Below are 18038 nucleotides of genomic sequence, written 5' to 3'. Positions count from 1 at the left end.
ACGAAAAAGCGGGAAACATAATGAAAAGATCCCAACTTCTAAAATCAATATAAGCTGTGATCTTATTATATTTTTTGGCGCTGTAATCCTGCCCAAAGAGAAATGTTTTAAATTTGTTAATTCGTTACAGAGAGATTGTGACACAGCGCCGATAAACACATTGAACACACTCTGTAACAAATAAACCTGTCGGAAATTAAAGCAAAACAAAGGTTCTTCCGAACGGCTTAGGCCGCCGGAAGAAAATCGATAGGATAGAGAATAGTAATCACTGGGACGCCATCTTTTGGACCAAAATTGAAACGTCCAACTCGTGCCAACACCCCCTTCTCCAAAGTTTGCGAAGCCATATTGGTGGATTCAACACTGGCCACAGAAACACTTCCATCAGGTTCAATTGTTATACGCAGAACCATCTTGCCTTTAAGGGTTGGGTCTTTGCGCAGCTCCCGATTATAAATTCTGTACAAAGCGGCTTTATAACGGTCAAAGACAATTTGAATTTCTTCATCCGTACGTGTTGGACCTACGCCATCACTGAGCGGTCGATCATCTGCAATCATATCGGTACCAATGGCACTGTCCACACGGGCAAAGGAAAGTCCCTGCCCCATCTGACCTGCAGCACTGCCACCAATATTCCGACTGACTTCAGCCGACCTGATACCACCACTGGTAGCTTTGGCCTGAGACATCACCAGACTACGACTTGAACTTCCTTTCGCAGAGGACGCTGTATTTCTCAAGTTTGCAGAGGCACCCAGCTTCTGATCGACATCATCGGCCAACAAGTCGTTAAAGCTGTCCTTAAAGGCTAAAACACCCGCTGTTTCGGCTTTATTACGCGCAGCTTTCTTTTCTTTAGTAGTATCTTTAGGTGTATCTTTTTGCTGAACGACTTTCTGCTCAGTCTTTTCGGGCTGTTTTTTCTTGGGCTTGGGTTTTACAACCGGCTTGGGTTTTGGCTTATCCTTTTTGACAATCTGGACAAGGTACTCAGGCACTTCAACTTCTTCTGGAGTGATTTCAGGCAACTCCCAGAAAGCGACCAGAACATTTACCATCAGTAATACAGCGCAAACACAGGCGAGAACCTTCCTGTATCGCTGCTGATCTTCCTTCTGTTTAACCCATGGCATAAGCATGGGACGGAAAGGTAAATCCTGTTCCTGACGCTCAACTACATACTCCAGTTTCTGAAGCTCTTCTTCCTCTTCGATATCATCGAGCTGATAAAACAAGTCATTGACAGCATCTTCTTGCTTCAAAAAAAGCTGATGCAGCTTTTCCCGACTGCCTTTGATCGCATCAACCTTTGTTCGAAATCCGGAAATATGCCCCATAACATGAGACATGTGCTGGTCCTGATCTTCAGCGCTGGTTTCACCCCAAAACAAATGTGCTGCTTTTAACTTGTCCAACTCCGTAAGAGAAGAACAAATATCATCCAACAACTTAAACTGTTGACTGGTTTCAAGAAGCTCTTCGAGCTCTTCATCCTTGCCAACAATTTCCAGATGGATACGTTTAAGGCGCTCCTGCTGCACAGCCAGCTGGGCCTCAACGTTTTGTTTTTGTTGTTCCAATATAGTCGTCACAAAATCACACTAACTTTGAGAGGCTTTTTGGTTAACCGCGAGGGCAATTTTGGTATACCCCACACCGGTACATAAGGACATCAGGTTTTTCAACACATCGAAAGGCACTTGACGATGCGCCATAATCGTCACTTCACGATTTTTGACTTCAGATTCTTCATTGATACCAATTGCACTTCCCTGAATTGCAGTCAGCTTCTCCGTCAAGGCAAAGGTATAATCAGCATCTTTTCTAAGCACATCCTCGGTTTTAAGCAAGACCTCGCCATCAATAGTCACCAGTTCAGGACTGACCATCACAACAACTGTCTGCCTTGGCTTCGACTCCGCCACAGAATCTGGCAAAATCACATCCTTTGGAGGCTCTACAACCTGCACAGAAGACTGATTCACCAAAAGGTACAAAACAAGTATCGTGAACACATCCATCAAGGATGTTAGATTTAAACCACTGGTTTTGTTTTTATGGGCCCGAGCCATTCGCTTAATACGACGAGAATTCTTCATGGCGCATCACCCAGAGAAATCTTGGGAAAGAGAGGCACCCTCTCCACTTCAACCATTCCTGGCAATGTCACTTCTGCAACTTTGACCGCATCCATAATCCGAATAACATCGTCATACTCAATCTTGGGTTCAATCAATATCACAGCATCCTCTTTTTCTTCATGCTGCTGCTTCAAAGCCAGAAGTTTTTCAGATAGAGACTTTACATCGTGTTCACCTTCAATTTTTTCGAAGGTATCAGTAATCCTGTCACCATCAGTAATCTGCAGTTTCTCTTCTCGCAGGATGACCTCAATGGTAACCAGAGGCTTATCAGGACTCTCACCACCCGATGCCTGCTGTGGAAGATTAAGTTCCTGAATAGTGATTCTCGAGAACACGGCAGTTATCAACAGAAACGGAATCAGAACCACCATCAAATTCAAAAAAGTGGTTACATCGATATCTGCCTGTTCTTTTTGGCGACGGTAATGATGTCTTCGAAATCTCATAAGATGTCAAACCTCTTACGCAGCTGCGCTCAGCTCGACTCTTTTAGTCTTACGGGAAATCACATTCAACGTTTTAACCGAGACCATTTCCAGGCTATCAACAATCGATCCGGACTTGGAATTCAGAAACGAATGCAGCAGTAACAATGGAATCGCAGTAATCAAACCAAATGCGGTCGTGTTCATGGCAATAGAAATACTTGCTGACAGCAAATCGGCTTTTTCGGCGGGATTTGCATTGGCCACAGCATTAAATGCCGCGATCAAGCCCAGAATAGTCCCCAAAAGACCCAATAGGGTTGAGATGTTGGCATAAAGAGAAATTGATGAAATACGCTTCTCAAGCATTGGGATGATCCCCATCAGCTCCTCCTCCATCGCGATTTCAATATCTTCACGACGACGTACAGCTCCCTGCAAGGAAAGACCGGATTCCAACAACTTACTGACCGTAGACTTGTCATCCGCAGTCATTTTACGAGCCTTATCAAACTCACCTTTCACTAAAACAGGTTCAACACGTGACCACATGGCCTTGTTGGCGCGTTCAATCCTGTTAAGTTTGATAAAACGCTCAATAGCCGTCGCCAGGCCAACAGCCCCGACGGTCATAATTGGATACATCCAAAACCCACCTTCCAAAAAGAAAGCTACAACCTTATCGATAATACCCATCAAACCTACCCTCTAACATTTCAAAAGATGTGGACAAACAAACACCATCCAAAAGCCAACTTAACCCGTACAAAATGTACCGACAGAAAAGAACCTACTATTCAAAAAATTATTTATTGACTACTTCTGATATCAAAGTAATCCAACTCCCGATTAAGCACTTCTTTATCAAGAGGCTTCAATGATCCATCAAGCAAGCTGTTTTTCAGATCAGACTCAAAACCTATTTCTGATGTTTTCCAGGGCAAAATAAACAAAGACTTTGGAGCTTCGTCATTACCCATGATAGACATGCCTGATATTTCTTTAACCTGAGGTTTTGAACTGCTTTTCTCTGCTACTGCCCAGGAGGAAAAAACCATCAGAAACATAAGAATGATGACAGACGATATTAACTGTCCATTTTTTTCTCTAGCGATGTAATCCATATCTTCACTTCTTCGTCGCTGGGGTTTGCCTTGTGATAGATGCGATAATGATCCAGAGCACAAGAGGCATCATTAAGATATAAGTCACAAAGAATCCCGAGATTCTTCCGAGCCGGCAAATACTCAGGATAGCTCTCAACAGCCCTCTCAAATAAAGCCCGCGCTTCCTGAAACTGCCCTCTTTTACGGTTAAAAAGTGCAAATTCGTTATTTGCCACAGGGTGATCAGGATTAATACTCAACGCTTTTAAAAAGTTATTTTCAGCCTGGGTTGGCTTATCCAGGCGTGAATATGCAATACCTAAATTTATAAAAGGCGCAGAATTACCTTCGGTTTGGGAGGCAACCTCATTGAGAAGAGTGACAGCTTCTTCGTAACGACCAGCATTCAACAGCTCTAGAGACTCTTTAAAGTCTCGTCTGACAGATGCATCGACACTCCGGTTTTCAACCACATGGATCACTGCCTCAGAATCCTTGGCAAGATTCTTCTTGACGGGAGTGGTGCATGAGCTCAACAAGAAAACACAGAGAATCCAAAAGCAATGACGATAGATAGCCATAATCCCCAATTTCAAAAAAGACCAATCAGTCAAACACCTGATTAGTCGACCCAATAATTTGTATCAATCTATTAATATTTTTTTAATTCTTCATCATAGAGTGGCATAACAAAACTCACCAATCTATCGATTAAAGTTATATTGGCAGTGTATTTTTGATATTCGAGAAGTGCCTCTCACCTCACGCGGAACTTTCTTCAGATTCATTCTCACCTCTATCAGCATCTACTTGAGGCTCAGGTTTTTCATCTGAATTTTCAGAGGATAATACTGCTTTTTCAGGGCTTTTTATGACGTACCGAAATTGATCAATATCTTCAACAAATCCTGAGTGCATTTCCTCTCGCGCATATAAAGCCGGGAATATCAACGATAGCTTTTTAATGCTTTTATCAATCCATGAGCTATATACACCCACATAAAGAAGCTCTACATTTTTTCGGTGCACTGCTATGGATTTTTCTTCAAAGGGATAGATCTGATCTTCAAGAGCCAGCTCGTATTGCTCCAGTTCCAGGTCACTTAAGTTATCAGGTCTTTCTGATTTCATAAGAGCCTGACTGAAGTTGTAATAGATTTCAGCAATATAATAGGTAGAAGCTGCAGTCACATCTGCCACCTCATAATCAAGCAGTGCGGTATAAGCTGAAACGGCTTTTTTCATCATTTTCTTTTTAGCATCCAGAGATCTCTTGATCGGCTGAACAAGCTCAATCTCTTTAAATGCCTCGAAGAGTGGTTCAGCCAGTGTCAAAGAAGCTTCCGCAGCCAAATATCGAGTTCTGTCTGTTCGTTCTGCACCCGCCTTCCTGTCAATGGCTACAATCCTTCTCATGGTGGCGACATGGTTATTACTGTCCCCCAGAGCAAGGTATACCTCCCCCATTTGACGATAGACTTCCAGCGCCTCTTCAACCGGTGACGGAAAAGATTTAACAAAACGCTTATAAACTTCCAGCTGTTTGGCTCTTGCGCCAGCCTCACCATAAAGTTCAGCAGCAAGTGTCAAAGCGCCACGACGGACTTCTTCGTCCTCCGATTCTTTTTCTATACGCTCATATTCTGAGGCCGCCAGCTCTGCTTTACCGTCAGACTTGTAAACAAAAGCCAGTTTTTTGGTAATTTCGGGCTGAAACTCACTCTCAGGAAAACTTCTTCTGAAAGCCTGCAACACGTCAGTTGCCTGCGACCAACTCTCAAGTTGAATAAGTGCAGTTGCGGCATCGAATTCGGCCTTGGGGCGAAACGATGAAGTCGGAGCTCTCTCTCTTATTCTCAAATAGTGATTGGCTGCGGTCTGATATTCACCTTTAAGACCAGCCTCTTCACCCTGCTTATAAATCGATGCCGCCAGATTATCGATCAGCTCTCTACGCTCGTCTTCCTTCGCCGGAAACTTCAGAACATGTAGATAGGCAGATTCTGCCTTGGCATATTCAAACAGACCAAAGGATCCGTGCGCGATAACCAGCCATGCAGATCTTTTCAGGTCTTCTTTAGCCGACGGATAGTTGTCAACCAATCGTTCTGCGGTACTAACAGCCAGTTGATAGTTTTGCATCTGATACAAGTCATCAGCAGCCGCCCCCAGGACCAGGGTAACTTTTTCATGGCGGGGAAAGACATCTGCAAAGCGAAGCGAGGTTTCTATAATTTTGTTATTGATCTCATCGGCTTTAGCCGGATCTGTCGACTTCTCACCAAATTGGCGATAAGCAAAAATAGCCGCGTAGCCGGCTTCAGACGCCTGCTCATGCGCCGCATAATGGTAAGCAATGTATTCATAGGCCGAAGCTGCACTGGCAAAATCCGTATTTTCCATCATCAAGTCGGCCATTTGGTAATGGATTGCCGGAGTTTCAGCTTCTTCCGGGAAAGACTGCAAATAGCGCTTATACCAAACAAGCGCCGACTGGTAACTTGCAGGCTTTTCTTTTTCAAAGCGCTTATCCTGGTACAGCGCATGATAATGATTGGCCAGGTCCTTCAGATTACTCTTCAGATAACCAATGACTTCGGGCCTGTCTGTCACTGAGTAATGCTGCCAATAAGAGGCGTCAAGAGCATAGGTGTCAGCAAACTCTTTCTTGGCATCAACCACCAGCTGCCCGAAACGACCAGCCTTATAGATCTCAATTACTCTCATCCCAAACTCGGGAGCAATATGATCAAACGGATGGCCTTCGATAAATGTTTTATAAGAGCCCGCAGCATCTGCGTAACGCCGCTTTTCAAGATAAAACTCACCTAAACGGCTGTATACCTTATCTTCATACTCACGGGGTCCATTGGCCTGAAAAAATTCAGCCACAATGTCGGGGCCACCCAGATTGGAAAAGCTAAGACTGATAACCCGGAAAGTATCATCTACCAACTTACTTTCAACTGGGTCATGGCTTCCATCAAAGTCATATCCGTTAGATACTTTATGGTCTAACAGGGCAATGTAACGAGCCAAGGCTTCGTCATAAAACTGCTGCTTGTATAAACTCCAGCCTAACTTATACAAAGCCAGCTCATAATAATAAGCATCTGACCCCATTTTGACGATTGACTGGTAGGCCTCCTCAGCTTCCAAATATTTCTTCCGGGTGAAAAAGTATTCTGCCCGTCGAAACTGAACTTCCGCCATATAACGGGAATCCGGATATTCCCGTATAAAATCATTCATGACCGACATGGCCTCTTCAACCTGCCCTAGCTCTTCATAGGCTCTGGACATCTGATAAAGCACTTGATCATTTCTGTCATAAAGAGGGTATTCACGCAGGAGCTTTTGATAGAGGACTATCGCTTTACGGGCATTTTCATTCTCAAGATCTGACACAACACCCGGATGCCCTGACAAACTATCTCTGGATACAGAAGCTTCAGATGCGATCTCTGTAGTTCGCGCTTCAAAGTCTTTCTCGGACTCAATATTAGTCGATGCATCCGCGCGACTTTCATCCAATAAATTCACATTGCCAAGTTTTTTAAGAGCAGGCTTAGCCAGTTGATTGACGTTATTGTCTTCCACATCGGCCCGAGCAACGTCATTTGAATAGCCATCATTCTGGCTGACATAACCATATTCTTTTTCGATAGACAAATCAGCGATACGGCGTATCGCCTCTGGTGTCATTTCTGATTCAGGCGTATGTTTCAAAAACTCACGATAACTGTCCATAGCCTTATCAAGACCGTTATTTACCGTCCTGTCTTCAAGCTGCATCTCAACATGACGCAGCTCTGCAAGAGTCCCTCTTTCAGAGACAGTCGTACCACAGGCACTCAGTAATACTGCGACTGATACGCACCCTGCCAGTAGCTTAACGCTTTCGGGACGACTCATAGAATGTCACTCTTACGGTCTTTCAACGGATCAACTTTGCTTAAAGACGGATCTTTTTCAGCAGACGTCTCACTTGATGTGGACTTTTGATTTTCAGGCACGGACTCTGATGACTCCATAGTTGCACGGTCATAGCTTTCTGCCAGCGCGAAACGAGCTTTAACCTGAGCGACTTCCAGCTTCTGAGTGCGCTCCTGCAACTCATTGACAGCCATGGCTTCAAGCATATGCCCTTGTCTCAACATAAGCTTCTCGACGGTATCCAGACTGCGTTGATTCTTTGTGCGTAATGCGGCTATTTGCTCGTCATAGCCCTGATAACTCTGGGTAGCAGCCTGTCGGGTTCTGACAAAAGAATTGTAAATTTCGTTCAGTTTCTCAATATCCTTATCAAGGGCTGCAAGGTTTTTATAGGTGACTGTCAGGCGCTCGTCATATTCAACAGCCAACTTCCATTGCAATATACCTCTGAGTCGATCAATGCGACGCTGCGTATCTGAATCACTGTTCCTGGAAGATTTTTCAATTGCTTCAAGGCTGCGTAACGCCAGTTGTTCTTCTGAACGAGCCAAGAATTCAGGCCTTGGGACGACCAACATAGCCTGTAATCGCTGGTATATTTTATCTCTCTGCTCCATTCTCAAACGGATCAGGGAATCGAGTTTACGAAAGCGCTCATCAAGGTCCGGAAGCAGCGGCTCGTAATAGGCTTTCCGTATATCAATGAGATCTTCATAGGCATCATAAAATGCCAACCATTGCTCCAGCTTTACCCGCAGTTGTTCAAGATCAAAGTAGTTTTGAAGAGACGATTGAAAGTCGTGAGATGCCATCAAGTCCATCAAGTAATAAGTTTCGGGGGTTTCTGGCAGTTCCCGAAGTTTTATCACCCAATCCGGATCTTGTTTGATTTCCTCTCTGACCAAAACCTTCAGAAAATTACCGCTTTTTATACTTGCGATGGAAGCATCCAGTCGATCCAGCTCAGCATTAGTGGCCTCCAGAGCACGTCCATAACCGAGGGCTGCCTGACCATATAGGCCTAATTTTCCATAAGCGTAGGGCACCCCCAGCAAAGCATCCTGGACCGCCGGATCAGTCACATGTCGATCACGCAACAAAGACCATGGCACCAAAGCCTGCTTGTAATCATCGGAAGTTACGCTGGCCCACCCAAGGCCCAACAAAGCGTTATTGGAATAAGGACCATCAAGCCTGACTCGCTCGAGAAAGACTTTAGCGGCTTGATACTCCCCTGCCTCCATCAGACGGCTGCCCAATGTGAGATTAGCCTTGTCTTTAATGGCCAAAACCGCACGATCATCTGAGGACAGCTTCCCGAGCCGGGTCATGGTCTGGATAGCTTCTGCGTTTTCGTTCTGAGCAAACTGCGACATAGCCAAATTGTACTCGGCATAAGCCTCTTGACCGTCTTCTCCAATTAGTGCCTGAAACACACCTTCAGCATCGACGAACTTGCCATTGACCATGTAGATCTGGCCTTTCAGAAACTCGATTTCGCTTTCAAGCCTCTCGGGGATTTCTCCATCAATCCGCTCAATTGCATGTAATGCGTTCAGTTTTTGCTCTTTTTGAAAGTGGATTTTAGCCAAACGGTAAATGGCCTCATTACGCACTTGCGGATCCACATCACCTTCAATAACTGCCTTGATCGCCCGACCGGCTTTTTGATGCATCCGATACGAAAGCTCAAAGTCGCCAACTGAAAACTCAGCATCATTTACGTGGTAATAGAGTGTATCGCGAACAGGCTCATCAACTCTGTGGTGCTGGGCCAGTTCTGTATCGAGTCGGGATATTGCCTCAAAAAACTCGCCCTGATTGGCATAGAACAGTGCCTCGCCATAAAACATATCACGCAATGCACCATCATCCTGCTGATCACCAGCAAAACATTGAGCGCAAAGAAGCAGCGTAGAGACAACCAGAGTCCGCATAATTTATCGTTCTATAAATTCAACATCGCCCGAACCAATCGAGCTCGAAACCAGACGAATTTCAATAAAATCCGGCCCAACGCTTTTGCTCAAAGTGTAATCTGCAACTTTATTGAACTCCGAACCGAGCTCAGTTTTACCTCTGAAACCGACCTTGATCTGGTGGTCCCCGGTTCGGGCATTACCGGTATAAACTCGCTGAACACCTCCGTTAATGAGGGCATTCTGCTCTTTGAATGAATAAATATGGTGGGCCACCGGCTTGCCATTGAGCTCAATTTCAACTGCATCCAGCTGAAAATCTTCATCCGCTACCAGTGATATAAAAAAAGCCACCTGGGTACCTGACGGATACAGCAGCTTTTCTTCCAATTGATTAAGATCCGTTGAGATTTCCAGAACATCGGATTTGATATCCTGAACCTGTTCATCCAAACCTCGGATTTGCTCTTTGGATATTTGACTGGATTCCACGGAAACCGCTAGAAAAGTCCCTGCAAATACCACCGCAAGACTTTTAATAACTTTGCAAAAAACAGAGTTTTGCTGAATTAAATTGGCCACCCTACCCCCCAACAGCAGCACACCACTGACACAACGCCATCATCTCTAGCCGGCACCCTGTCAAAATAGTCATGATTTTTATTGCTTATAGCGAAAGAAGCTAAACACCCAAAGATTATTGTTGCCTGAGTGTTTCAGACTTTATAAACCCCAAGAAATGTCTCGAGGTTACTATACGCCTTTGTTTTTATTCCATAATCTTTCACAAAGAATCGTATCCATGGTTTGTTAATTTCTATATTTACCAACTTGCTCACAAGAAATTAAAAAATTCGTCTCATTAAAAACACAAACTTTTCCACACTTTTATTTCTGCCTTTTCGATAGTTCACAAATTCCAAGACACACACGCCCGCACAAACGACTCTATATTTGGACAAACCAAACTGCCGTTTATGGAAACACGTTAAAATGGAATACGGTTTTCTGCTGTGCGATTTATGCGTAAAACTGATGCTTGGCAATTTTAAGTTCGATCAAACCGAGCTTACCCTGCTCGTAGGACTTCATTAGGATTTTTAAGCCCTTGTGATCAATCAGCCAGCTCTCTCTTTCATTTACAGTAAATTGTTTTCCGCTTTCGAATTGACTCTGTGCCGCTTTAGACATTTTCTTCCAGTCTTTTTTGTGCTGTGAGAACCATCTCTTTTTCGGATAACTCAGATGCAATACTATTTGAACAACATCGTCTTCGCTTTTGAGGATATCTACCCAACCTGAGTGTTTTTTACTCCAGGAGAAACCATGCGCTTCCTGAGAAGGCTCCCAGGGCAACTGGCTATAGCGTATTTTATAGGCATCCAGTGGAATTGCCTTCACACCTTCAAGCCAATTGGATAGAGCATGACGCTGGTTGCGGCCAAGCATTTCCGCAGCCATCGCCAGCAGTGAAACGGCTTCTGACATCTATTGTCCCCCCAAGACAGAATATTCATCCTACAGGAGGGCAGGACTTTGACATGTGATTCCTCTCACAGCTTCTTCCGTCCAAAACACTACACAGATCACAGCTGTCACCTTAACGACGCTCAAATATACGGAGAGATTGTTTATTGATCGACACCTACAAAACCAGAGTGAGAGTTTTATGTCTGCCAACTCTGGCCTGAAAGGCTGCATCAAAGTATCCTAGGCACCTGTAAAATGGGTTGCTTATCGAGTGAGCACACGAGCTTTTCAGGAGCTCAACCGGGATCTTAACCACACCCCAACAGCAGCTTCCTGACCAGTCCGTCGACTCCTTGAGCCAAGACCAGCCCAACCTTTCCGGTGACCACTGGCAACGAAATTCAAACAGATATCCGTATACATTATGAGCAGCACGAAAGAATCCCAGCACACCCCCATGATGCAACAGTACTTGAAAATTAAGGCTGAGCATCCCCACGAACTGGTGTTTTACCGCATGGGAGACTTCTATGAGCTGTTTTTTGACGATGCCAAGCGTGCTTCTGAACTGCTGGATGTCACTCTGACCGCACGCGGTAAATCCGGTGGGGAGCCGATTCCCATGGCCGGGATTCCATTCCATGCTGCCGATGGCTATTTGGCCAAACTGGTTCGCAAGGGGGTTTCGGTCGCCATCTGTGAACAAATCGGTGACCCCGCCACCAGTAAAGGCCCTGTAGAGCGCAAGGTAGTTCGTATTGTGACTCCTGGTACCGTCAGTGATGAATCCCTGCTGGATGAGAGTCGTGACAACCTGCTGGTTGCCTTGCACGTGGTTGATGACACGTTTGGCTTTGCCACCATGGATATTGGCTCGGGCCGCTTTCAGGTTTTGGAGGTGCAGGGCCTGGATGCTGCCCTGGGCGAATTACAACGCCTCAGCCCCGCAGAACTGCTCGTTTCCGAAGACCTGATGTGCACTGAAATTCTCGAAAAACGTCGCGGTCTGCGACGTCGTGCCCCGTGGGAATTTGAACTGGAAACCGCCCAGCGCCTGCTGACCCAGCAGTTTGGCACTCAGGATCTGGCCGGCTTCGGCTGTGATCACATGACCACCGCTCTCGCCGCAGCAGGCTGCCTGCTCTCCTACGCACAGGAAACCCAGCGCACCGCCCTGCCTCACATTAACGCCATCAGCGGTGAAAATCGTGACGAAGCCGTTGCCATGGATGCCGCTACCCGCCGCAATCTTGAGCTGGATATCAACTTGAATGGCGGTGATGAAAACACCCTCTTCGATGTTTTGAATACATCCTCTACAGCCATGGGCGGGCGACTGCTACGGCGCTGGCTGAATCGCCCCTTGAGAGAGCTGAGCACGCTTAAAGCTCGTCAGAGTGCGATCACCAATTTGCTGGAAAACTATCAGTTCGAACCGGTCCGCCAAAGCCTCAAGCGGATTGGTGACCTCGAGAGAATACTTGGCCGTCTGGCCCTGAGATCGGCACGCCCACGGGATCTGTCCCGCCTTTATACATCGCTGAGCACCTACCCGGAGCTGCAAGGACAACTGAAGGAACTGTCAGCGCCTCATCTGGCGGAACTGGCCAGTAACATTGGCACCTTCCCGGATCTTGAAGACCTGCTGGGGCGTGCCATCATAGAGAATCCACCGGTGGTTATCCGTGAAGGTGGCGTAATCGCCGAAGGTTACGACGAAGAGCTGGACGAGCTGCGCAATATCAGCAGCAACGCCGGACAATTTCTGATCGATTTGGAAAATCAGGAAAAAGAACGAACGGGCATCAGCACCCTCAAGGTGGGCTATAACCGTGTGCACGGCTATTACATTGAAATCAGCCGCGCCATGTCCGACAAGGCACCCACGGAATACATCCGTCGGCAAACCCTGAAAAACGCCGAGCGCTTTATCACACCGGAACTCAAGGTGTTTGAAGACAAGGCCCTGTCAGCCAAAAGCCGCGCCCTCAGCCGGGAAAAAGCCCTCTACGACGAGATCATCGAGCGCCTGAATGAACAGCTGCAACCCTTGCAGCAGGCCGCGGCGGCCGTTTCCGAGCTGGACGTTCTGACGACACTGGCCGAGCGCGCCGACGCACTGAACTTCACCTGCCCAACACTGACTCAGGAAACGGGCATCGCCTACCAGGCCGGTCGCCACCCGGTGGTCGAAAAAGTTTCCGATCACCCATTTGTACCAAACGATCTTGCCTTCAATGATGAGCGCAAGATGCTGATCGTGACCGGTCCGAACATGGGCGGTAAATCGACCTACATGCGACAGACCGCGCTGATAACCCTGCTGGCACATATCGGCAGCTATATTCCCGCCGAATCGGCCACCATCGGTATGGTTGACCGTATCTTTACCCGCATTGGCTCATCCGATGACCTAGCAGGAGGACGCTCGACATTCATGGTGGAAATGACCGAAACCGCCAACATCCTCAATAACGCCACGGAACGCAGTCTGGTGTTGATGGATGAAATTGGTCGCGGGACCAGTACCTTCGATGGCTTGTCGCTCGCCTGGGCCTGCGCCACCAAACTGGCGGATCAGGTCAAGCCATTCACCCTTTTTGCCACCCACTATTTTGAGTTGACCGAGCTGCCCCAAACCCACAGCAATGTGGCCAACATTCATCTGGATGCCACCGAACACAATGACAATATTGTGTTTTTACACAACATCCAGGAAGGGCCAGCCAGCAAAAGTTACGGCTTGCAAGTTGCCAAGCTCGCGGGTATTCCCGCAGATGTGGTCAAACTCGCCAAACAACAACTGGACATGCTGGAAGGCACAAAAAGTGCCATTCAGGCAGTTCCTGAAAACCTCGCAACGAGCTCATCAACTGGTGAGAACCCTGCCGCGGAAAGCTCTGCTGCCAATCAAAGTACTGCCCCGAAAACATCAATTCCATCTTTGGACGATCCTTTTCAGGGGGATATGTTTGGTGCCAGTGCGCCACACCCCGCCGTTGAAGCTTTGGAAGACATTGACCCTGATAACCTGACACCACGACAAGCCTTGGAACAGCTGTATCAACTCAAAGAATTACTGTCCAGGTAACCCGCAAACCTCCCTCAAGGGAGAGCCAGGCTCGTCAAAAGCTGCTCTCCCTCACATTCGCAAGCCCACAAACAAGAATGAGTTTCATTTCTTGAGATTCTTAAAAGATTAAACAGTAAAACCAATTAATCTAACCTGATAAACTCTCCCTACCGGATAACCAAGCTGGTACAATCCCGGATTAGCCTGAGCGCACTGACCGTCTATCCAACACGCGGTGCGTATGACAATGTAAATTAGCAAGTGGAGTTTTCGCCATGACTTTTGTGGTTGGGGATAACTGTATTAAATGTAAGCACACCGACTGTGTCGAAGTGTGTCCAGTGGATTGCTTCTACGAAGGTCCCAACTTTTTGGTTATCCACCCTGATGAATGTATCGACTGCGCTCTGTGTGAGCCAGAATGTCCCGTTGATGCCATCTTCTCAGAAGATGAGCTGCCTGCCGGTCAGGAAGTCTATCTGGAACTGAACGCCGAGCTGGCAGAAGTCTGGCCAAACATTACCGAGAAGAAAGATCCTCCTGCCGACCACGAAGAGTGGGATGGTGTAGAGAACAAGCTGCAATACCTGGAACGTTAATCCCACGTCCAAACGCTCAGCTTCGATCACAAAAAAACCGCAGCAAGCTGCGGTTTTTTTGTTGCAGATGGTTTTGCTTCAAAGCCATCTGCACAAGCTTGAGAGTTGGTATGAACTACATAGCCCCAAACAACGCTTCACTGTTAAGACCCTGCTTTTCCAGAATATCCCTCAGCCGCTTTAACTCCTCAACTTGAATCTGACGCACTCGCTCGCGGGTCAATCCGATTTCACGCCCCACCTCTTCCAGAGTGCTCATTTCATAACCGCGCAAGCCAAATCGACGAGCAACAACTTCGCGCTGTTTTTCAGTCAACTCAGTCAGCCAGCCATCAATGCTTTCGCTGAGATCACTGTCTTGCAACAAAGATGCAGGATCAGACACCTGTTGGTCAGGAATGGTATCCACCAGTGATTTATCGGAGGACTGACCGATAGGAACATCCATTGAGGTGACACGTTCATTCAGGCCCAGCATACGCTGAACATCCTCAACCGGTTTATCCAACAGATCTGCGATCTCTTCTGGTGTTGGCTCGTGATCCAGTTTCTGGGCAAGCTCACGAGCTGCGCGCAAATAAACATTGAGTTCTTTTACCACATGAATCGGCAAACGGATGGTGCGCGTCTGATTCATAATGGCCCGTTCGATGGTCTGACGGATCCACCAGGTGGCGTAGGTTGAAAAGCGAAAACCACGCTCCGGATCAAACTTCTCCACTGCGCGAATCAAACCAAGGTTACCTTCTTCAATCAGATCCAGTAATGCCAGGCCACGGTTCACATAGCGTCGAGCAATTTTTACAACCAGGCGCAGGTTACTTTCAATCATGCGCTTGCGGGAGGCCTCACAGCCACGCAGGGATTTTCGAGAAAAATAGACTTCCTCTTCTGCGGTCAGTAACGGTGAGAAACCGATTTCATTGAGATACAGCTGGGTAGCATCCAGCGTCTTCTGGAATTTGTCCGGGTCAGAGATTCCTGCCGGTCGTTTAGAGCGAGATTTTGGAGAATTGGATTTGGAAGGAGACATGTCCGCAGCAACTTCAGCAGCGGCTTTCTTTGAATTCTTCCCACCCAATAAACCCTCAGCAACTGAGTGAATATCTTCGTTTTTTGACTGTATTGCTTCCTGTACTGCCATGTCGCTAGCCCCGTGAGTATTCAGTTTTCATTGGTAACAGACCATCCCAAGTCTTAGGACTGTCTAGCTCTTCTCACCCTCAGTGGACACATTTTTAATATTTTTACACAGCGTGTTTATAGTTATGGCAATCCTTGCATTAAAAATCTCAGCGTTTCGGTAAATACTGTAAAGGATCTACCGGCTTTCCTTCGCGTCTAATCTCAAAATGCAGTTTGCTGCGGTCTGTGCCACTATTCCCTATTTCGGCAATTTTCTGACCTGCTTTGACATTCTCCTTCTCTCGCACCAGCAATTTACTATTGTGTGCATAAGCACTTAAGTAATGTTCGTTGTGCTTAACGATCAGTAGCTTGCCATAGCCGCGGATACCACTTCCGGCGTAAACAACCACTCCTGATGCAGCCGCAAGTACAGACTCTCCCAAACGTCCATTAATATCAACTCCCTTGTTTAAGCTTTTTTGGGATGAAAAACCTGCCAACACTTCACCTTTGGCAGGCCATTGCCACTTCAACCTCTGATCAGTTATACGGGGCTTATTGGAAATTGGTTCAGGTTTCGTCGTGGTTTTTGAACGGGGTGGACTTGAACGAGCTGTAGAAGTTTTTACGACTTTAGTCGGGGATTTAATTTTAGGGGCTGTGCCACTCAGATAGATTTTTTGCCCTGGATAAATCGTGAACTGGCGATTCACACCATTGCGCCGGGCAAGGTCTTTGTAGTCCAAACCATAACGCCAGGCGATGGAATAGAGAGTCTCTCCCCGTGACACAGTATGGTGGGTCAATTTATTGCTGCCGGGTGCCATTCTGTCATGAACAGGCGCCCTGTTTGAAGAACAGGAAGATAAAAAGAAAGCAGTGCTCAAAATAATGAACACCTTGGTGAGAATATTTACCGTTTTTAGAGTTGCTGACGCCATTCGTATCGCTTCTCAGACCGGTTAAAAAACGACCTTATATATTTTTATAACCCTTAAGTAGAAAATTTTTATTCAAAAAATGTATAGAACTTTTCTCAAATCGGGGCTTATTTCATACCAATTTTTGGTTTTTTCCGAGGTTTTGAAAGAATCAGCCCTCATATGGGGCTTGCCCTGTCAGAAAACCTCGCTCATATCACAGCAATTTTTTGAAATAGATTTCACTAATCTTATAGTAATTCGGCACAAAGCATCTTAAAACGTCACAAATAAACGTTAGGAAACCCCTGTGATCAAAGGATCAGGAATACCGCTTTTTTTTCCCGGCAACGTAATCCATGCCAATAACCAACAACAGTCCAGTGAGGGTCATGAAAATAGCCGGTAACAGCTCTGCAGACTGGCCGGTCAAGATGGCGTAATGCCCCGGCAGTATGTTTTCCTGCACCACGGGTACTAACTCTCCATGCCGATCAACGACCGTTTCCAGTGTTTGCTTCCAGGGCCAGATGATATTGAGGGAGCCAATCAAAAAGCCCGTCAACAAAGCCATGGTGCCCGCCTCATAGTGATGCAGTAACCAGCTGAGAATATGGGAGAAAAGCAACAAGCCGATAGCGCAACCCACGGCAAAAGGAATCAGCAAACCAAAATTCAACTGTGAAATAGCCCCGATCACCGTTGAATAAAGCCCCATCATCAATAGCAGGAAGCCGCCGGAGATACCCGGGAGTATCATGGCACATATAGCCACCATGCCAGCCAGCAAGATAACCCACCACACCTCAGGCAAATGAGTCGGTTTCAACCAGGTCACTGCCAGCGCCAGAACAATCCCCAAAAGCACCAGGCTCACTCGGGCGGGATTCCAGCCTGTGACCTGACGCAGCAATAAGACCGAAGACGCAAGAATCAGCCCAAAAAAGAGCGACCACACTAGAATTGGCTGGGATTCCAGCCAATAACTCATCAATTTGGCCAGCGAGAAAATACTGAAGAGGATGCCACCAAAGACCGCAACCAGGAAGGTGCCATTGATATGCCGCCACATGGCAGGGAATCCCTGCTGAAAAAGGCACTTAACTGCCTGGTGATCACAGCGTCGAAGAGAATCGATCAGTTCGGTGTAGATACCGGTAATAAATGCAATCGTGCCGCCGGAAACCCCAGGAATGACATCGGCAGCTCCCATCGCCATCCCCCGTAAAAACAGAGAGCCGTAGTGCTTCCAGCCCTTCTTTTCTGAATCCTTCAAAATACCACCCTTCTGGTTTTACCGGTGCATTCATCC

General features: G+C 46.7%; 15 protein-coding genes. 2 read left to right on the top strand and 13 right to left on the bottom strand.

Going from position 1 to position 18038, the window contains the following annotated elements:
- Positions 1 to 227 precede the first annotated feature (227 nt).
- The 10 genes from KOI40_RS18885 to KOI40_RS10555 all read right to left on the bottom strand — a co-directional run bounded on the left by KOI40_RS18885 (position 228) and on the right by KOI40_RS10555 (position 11024).
- Positions 228 to 1547, bottom strand: coding sequence for an AgmX/PglI C-terminal domain-containing protein (locus KOI40_RS18885; protein ID WP_216097482.1), 1320 nt, complete (start codon positions 1545 to 1547; stop codon positions 228 to 230).
- Between the two features lie 60 nt (positions 1548 to 1607).
- Entirely contained in the window at positions 1608 to 2105 is a 498-nt protein-coding gene (locus tag KOI40_RS10595) for an ExbD/TolR family protein (RefSeq protein ID WP_216097481.1), read from the bottom strand.
- Positions 2102 to 2596: an ExbD/TolR family protein gene (locus KOI40_RS10590; protein ID WP_216097480.1), complete on the bottom strand. Its 495-nt coding sequence runs from the start codon at positions 2594 to 2596 to the stop codon at positions 2102 to 2104. The genes KOI40_RS10595 and KOI40_RS10590 overlap by 4 nt, the downstream gene beginning before the upstream one ends.
- A 15-nt stretch (positions 2597 to 2611) precedes the next feature.
- The gene (locus tag KOI40_RS10585) at positions 2612 to 3271 is read right to left on the bottom strand and encodes a MotA/TolQ/ExbB proton channel family protein (RefSeq protein WP_216097479.1); all 660 of its coding nucleotides are present in this window, start codon (positions 3269 to 3271) and stop codon (positions 2612 to 2614) included.
- Between the two features lie 113 nt (positions 3272 to 3384).
- On the bottom strand, positions 3385 to 3699 hold the full coding sequence (locus tag KOI40_RS10580) for a hypothetical protein (RefSeq protein ID WP_216097478.1): 315 nt from the start codon (positions 3697 to 3699) through the stop codon (positions 3385 to 3387).
- On the bottom strand, positions 3663 to 4262 hold the full coding sequence (locus KOI40_RS10575) for a tetratricopeptide repeat protein (RefSeq protein ID WP_216097477.1): 600 nt from the start codon (positions 4260 to 4262) through the stop codon (positions 3663 to 3665). The genes KOI40_RS10580 and KOI40_RS10575 overlap by 37 nt, the downstream gene beginning before the upstream one ends.
- 181 nt (positions 4263 to 4443) lie before the next feature.
- A complete protein-coding gene (locus tag KOI40_RS10570) occupies positions 4444 to 7596 on the bottom strand; it encodes a tetratricopeptide repeat protein (RefSeq protein ID WP_216097476.1) in 3153 nt (1050 codons plus the stop codon).
- Positions 7593 to 9554 carry a tetratricopeptide repeat protein gene (locus tag KOI40_RS10565; protein ID WP_216097475.1) on the bottom strand — a complete coding sequence of 654 codons (1962 nt, stop codon included), beginning with the start codon at positions 9552 to 9554 and terminating at the stop codon, positions 7593 to 7595. The genes KOI40_RS10570 and KOI40_RS10565 overlap by 4 nt, the downstream gene beginning before the upstream one ends.
- Positions 9555 to 9557: 3 nt before the next feature.
- Positions 9558 to 10028: a hypothetical protein gene (locus tag KOI40_RS10560; protein ID WP_216097474.1), complete on the bottom strand. Its 471-nt coding sequence runs from the start codon at positions 10026 to 10028 to the stop codon at positions 9558 to 9560.
- Positions 10029 to 10556: 528 nt separating this feature from the next.
- The gene (locus tag KOI40_RS10555) at positions 10557 to 11024 is read right to left on the bottom strand and encodes a hypothetical protein (protein WP_216097473.1); all 468 of its coding nucleotides are present in this window, start codon (positions 11022 to 11024) and stop codon (positions 10557 to 10559) included.
- A gap of 406 nt (positions 11025 to 11430) precedes the next feature.
- On the opposite strand from KOI40_RS10555, the gene mutS reads away from it, so the two are divergent.
- On the top strand, positions 11431 to 14097 hold the full coding sequence (mutS, locus tag KOI40_RS10550) for a DNA mismatch repair protein MutS (protein ID WP_216097472.1): 2667 nt from the start codon (positions 11431 to 11433) through the stop codon (positions 14095 to 14097).
- A gap of 257 nt (positions 14098 to 14354) precedes the next feature.
- Positions 14355 to 14678, top strand: coding sequence for a ferredoxin FdxA (fdxA, locus tag KOI40_RS10545; protein ID WP_216097471.1), 324 nt, complete (start codon positions 14355 to 14357; stop codon positions 14676 to 14678).
- Between the two features lie 115 nt (positions 14679 to 14793).
- Here fdxA and rpoS read toward each other — a convergent pair whose 3' ends face one another.
- From rpoS to KOI40_RS10530, 3 genes are all read right to left on the bottom strand, one after another.
- Positions 14794 to 15822, bottom strand: coding sequence for an RNA polymerase sigma factor RpoS (rpoS, locus tag KOI40_RS10540; protein ID WP_233710182.1), 1029 nt, complete (start codon positions 15820 to 15822; stop codon positions 14794 to 14796).
- A 148-nt stretch (positions 15823 to 15970) separates the two neighbouring features.
- Positions 15971 to 16747 (bottom strand): peptidoglycan DD-metalloendopeptidase family protein, encoded by a 777-nt coding sequence (locus KOI40_RS10535; protein WP_216097470.1) that lies wholly within the window; start codon positions 16745 to 16747, stop codon positions 15971 to 15973.
- 301 nt (positions 16748 to 17048) lie between these two features.
- Entirely contained in the window at positions 17049 to 18002 is a 954-nt protein-coding gene (locus KOI40_RS10530) for a DUF368 domain-containing protein (protein WP_233710181.1), read from the bottom strand.
- Positions 18003 to 18038 lie beyond the last annotated feature (36 nt).

The sequence above is a fragment of the Pseudomaricurvus albidus genome, assembly GCF_018863235.1.
Classification (GTDB): Bacteria; Pseudomonadota; Gammaproteobacteria; order Pseudomonadales; family Cellvibrionaceae; genus Pseudomaricurvus; species Pseudomaricurvus albidus.
The sequence above is the reverse complement of the archived record's forward strand: the minus strand, read 5'-3'. Positions and strand labels throughout refer to the sequence as shown.